Below are 4440 nucleotides of genomic sequence, written 5' to 3' on the forward strand. Positions count from 1 at the left end.
AATTACTACACCTATAACCTTACCTTTACCTCCGGTAATGGCAACACCACCAAGAACTACAAGCGTGATTGCTTCCATATCCCAGCCATTAGCAATATTAGATCTAACAGATAAGATTCTACTTGATAATAGTATTGCACTAACTCCGCAAATAAGACCCATCAAAGTAAAATTAATAACTCTAGCTTTTTTAACATGTACTCCAGAAAACCTTGCGGCTTCCATTGAATTTCCAATCGCATATAATTTACGTCCATAAACAGTTTTATGGAGAATAAAAGCAAAGATGATTGCTATGACTATATATAGAATCAAGGAAAAGGGGACTATTGATTCCCCAATAAAACCTTGTCCAAAGAAAGCGAAATTCTCTGGGAAAGTAGTGCATGCATGTTCTGTTAAGATACCTTTTGCAATTCCTCTAAAAATAGATTGTGTTGCAAGTGTAACAGCAATGGATGGCATGTTAAAACCTGTTACCATTAAACCATTAAAAAGCCCACATAGCGTTCCAATTACTAATGCAATTAATATTAGTTCTGGAGAAGATGCTCCGTTTTGGGCAGCTATTCCAACACCATAGGCACTAAGTGCTATTATTGAAGCAACAGATATATCAATATCTCCACACATTATGATAAATATCATAGGCATAGCCATCATTGATTTTTCCATAAATTGGAAAGTTGCATTCATCAAATTAAAACTATCTAAAAAATATGGAGAAGCATTGGAGAAAATAATAAACATAATTATAAACATTATTCCAATGAGAACTTCCCATTTTGTTAAAATATCAATTAGTTTAACAGTTAATGAATCTTTTACGAGTCTATTTTCTGAGACAAGTTGTTGATTTGCCATTTTATGCCCTCCTTTGAGCGAGCAATTGCTTGTGTTTGTGATTATCTGTGGCTGTGTTAATTGTTAAAGCAATTAAAACAACTAGACCTTGAACAAACATTTGCCAAAATGCTGAAAGATAAATTACAGGAAGTGCATTATTTAGTACTCCAAAGAATAGTGCACCAAGTACAACTCCAATAATTCCACCAGCACCACCTGCAAAATTTACGCCACCAAGAACACAAGCCGCTACTGCTTGCATTTCAAAACCAGTTGCCATTTGATTAACTGCAGAGGCATACCTAGCTGTCCAAAGTGCACCTGCTAGACCACATAGAGCACCAGAGATTAAAAAGGTAATCATTCTAATTTTAGATTCATTTACACCTACAAATTTAGCTGCAACTGGATTTCCTCCAATAGCATAAATTTCACGACCTTCTTTTTTGTAATTCATAAAGTAATACATAACAATTATTACTATTAGAGCAATCCAAACTAATATTGAAATTCCAAGAAATTTAGTTCTAGGTAAGGCGATATAGCTTTCTGTCATTTCATAAGAAGTTACCCATGTACCACCGGATAAAACAAAGGTTAATCCTCTGAAAATACTCATTGTACCAAGGGTTGTAATAATTGGTGGTATTTTACCATAAGCTACTAATATGCCATTAATAGAGCCCATTAATAACCCAATACCAATACCTATCAGTAATATAAAAATAGGTGAGAGTCCTGGATAATTTTGGTTAACCATTCCACAGGCCATTCCTGTAAATGCAATTATTGATCCGACTGATAAATCAATACCATTAGATAGAATAACTAAGAATTCACCAATAGATACAATTACTAATATTGATATATCATTAAATATTTCACTAATATTATCTGGTGATAGAAATGAATGTGAACGAATAGTTACTGGTATAAGCATTAGTACTAAAAGAGTTACAAGAGATGCTTCTCTTTTTTCTGTTAGATTTTTAAATAATGTTTTATAATTTATTTGGTTTTTAGTCATTGGAACCTCCGCCAATTGCATATCTCATAATCCTTTCACTAGTAGCTTTCTCTTTATTAAGGATACCAGTGACTACTCCTTCATGCATAACAACAATATTGTCAGCCATTCCTTGTACCTCTGGTAATTCACTAGAAATAATAATTATAGCTTTTCCTACATTTGCCATTTCTGCCATAAATTGATGAACTGCAGCTTTAGTTGCAACATCGATTCCTTTTGTAGGTTCATCAAGAATTAGGAGCTTTGGTTGCATACCAATCCATTTTGCCAAAACAACTTTTTGTTGATTTCCTCCAGATAGAGTTTGTGCATCTACATTATAATTTGCAGCCTTAATTTCTAATTCTTTTCCATATTTATCTACATATTCTTTTTCAAGTTTTTTATTTAGAATAAAACCTTTGGTAGATAATTTAGATAAATTTGGAAGTGCTATATTTCTAGAAATTGATTGTTCTAGAATAAGGCCTTGTCTTTGTCTATCTTCAGGAACGAGAGTAATACCGCTATTAATTGCATCTTGCGGATTTTTTGGATTGAAATCTTTTCCTTCAATCTTCATAGTGCCACTATTTTTTTCATCTATTCCAAATATAGTTCTAACAACCTCTGATCTTCCCGCTCCTACAAGGCCAAAAAATCCTAATATTTCGCCTTCATGAACTTTGAAAGAAACGTCTTTAAAGGCACCCAGTTGTCCAAGATTATTAACTTCTAAGAAAACTTTACCAAAATGAGGATCTCTTTTGGGATACATAGAAGAAATACTACGACCTATCATCATATTAATAATAGTATCTTCACTTGCATCAGCTATTTTTCCATCTCCAATATATTTTCCATCTCTTAGTACTGTATAGGAGTCACAGATTTCAAATATTTCTTCAAACTTATGAGAAATAAAGAGAATTGCTTTTCCTTGGTTTTTAAGATCTGTTACTATTCTAAATAAGTCTTTTACTTCATTGCTTGTAAGTGCGCTTGTCGGTTCATCCATAATTACAAGTTTTGCATTAAATGATAATGCTTTTGCAATTTCAACCATGTGACATTGTGCTACTGATAAATTCTTAACAAGAGTATCTGGATTTATATCAAGTTGCATTTTTTCAAGAAGAACTTTTGTTTTTTCTCTCATTCCTTTCCAGTTAATCTTTTTTGCCTTCCCAATTGTTTCATGATGACCCATATAAATATTTTCAACTACACTTAATTCATCAAACATTGAAGCTTCTTGATGAATTGCAGCTATCCCAGCATTTTGAGCATCTAAAGCATTTTTGAAGTCGATAGGCTTGCCGTCAAAGATGATAGAACCTTTTGTAGGTGTGTATACTCCTGTAATAATTTTAACAAGGGTTGACTTGCCTGCGCCATTTTCACCAATCATTGCATGTACTTCTCCAGAACGTAGATTAAATTCAACTTCATCTAAAGCCTTTATTCCAGGGAAATATTTAGTCAATCCTTTTACACTTAGTAATGTTTGACTGTTTTGCATTATGTGTGCTCCTTTAATTTTGATCGCCCCTCGTATTTTAAGAGGCGATCAAATTTAGTATGATTTTTGCTCTATCTTTTAGAAAATAGCTGCATATTTCTCGATGTTTTCTTTATTAAATACATAAGGAGTACCCATATAAATATTGCCATCTTTAAGAACATTCATGTTACCCATTCTACCAGCAGGAATTACTTCTCCCTCTTGTCCATTAGACTTTCCTTCAATTAATGAAGCTAAAAGATAAGTTGATGTATAACCAAGATCGATTGGATTCCATAGAGCCATTTCTCTACAAGTACCATCTAAGATATAACCTTTCATTTCAGATGGAAGGCCTAATCCTGTTACTTGTACTTTGCCTGTCATTCCTTCATCTTTAATTGCTTGAGCTGTTGCAAGAAGGCCAACTGTAGTAGGGCAGATAATACATTTTAGGTTAGGATATTTTCTCATAAGAGATGTAGCTTCTCTATAGCTCTTATCTGGAGCATCATCACCATAAACAACTTCAACAAGACTCATGTTGCTATATTTAGAATCTTTGATTTCTTCTTTCATCCATTTTATCCAAAGATTTTGGTTTGTAGCTTGAGCTGAAGCAGATAATACTGCAATATCACCTTTGTTATCAGTTAAATCTGCAGCTAATTGAATTTGTTGACGACCAATTAATTCTGCATTACTAGGAAGTAAATCATATGAACGTCCACCAACATTGATACCTGAGTCAAAGGAAATTACCTTAACTCCAGCTTTCATAGCTTTTTTACATACAGGTATTAAAGCATCTGAATCATTAGCACTAATAGCAATACCATCAACATGTTGTGAAATTAGGCTTTCAATAATTTCAATTTGGCCTTCTGCCGTTGCCTGAGTTGGTGCCATGAAAGTGGTTTTAATATTTCCAATTTCAGTAGCAGCTTCTTCAGAGCCATTAAATACAGCATCAAAGAAGCCATTTCCCATACTTTTACAAAGTATAACAATTTCTTTTTGATTATTTGTAGCAGTAGCACCTTTTGATGCCTCATTTTGTCCACTTGCAAAAACTGATAAT

At 33.3% G+C, this 4440-nt stretch carries 4 protein-coding genes; all 4 read right to left on the bottom strand.

Annotated elements, in window-relative coordinates:
* Positions 1-864 (bottom strand): ABC transporter permease (locus JJE11_RS15295; RefSeq protein ID WP_291637159.1); only part of this gene is annotated, 864 nt, incomplete at its 3' end.
* A 1-nt stretch (position 865) separates the two neighbouring features.
* Positions 866-1873 carry an ABC transporter permease gene (locus JJE11_RS15300; protein ID WP_291637161.1) on the bottom strand — a complete coding sequence of 336 codons (1008 nt, stop codon included), beginning with the start codon at positions 1871-1873 and terminating at the stop codon, positions 866-868.
* Positions 1866-3377: a sugar ABC transporter ATP-binding protein gene (locus tag JJE11_RS15305; protein ID WP_291637164.1), complete on the bottom strand. Its 1512-nt coding sequence runs from the start codon at positions 3375-3377 to the stop codon at positions 1866-1868. The genes JJE11_RS15300 and JJE11_RS15305 overlap by 8 nt, the downstream gene beginning before the upstream one ends.
* A gap of 78 nt (positions 3378-3455) precedes the next feature.
* Positions 3456-4440, bottom strand: a 985-nt coding sequence (rhaS, locus tag JJE11_RS15310; RefSeq protein WP_291637166.1) for a rhamnose ABC transporter substrate-binding protein, incomplete at its 5' end; no start/stop codon positions are given.

It is taken from the genome of Clostridium sp., assembly GCF_016650095.1.
Classification (GTDB): domain Bacteria; phylum Bacillota; class Clostridia; order Clostridiales; family Clostridiaceae; genus Clostridium_AD.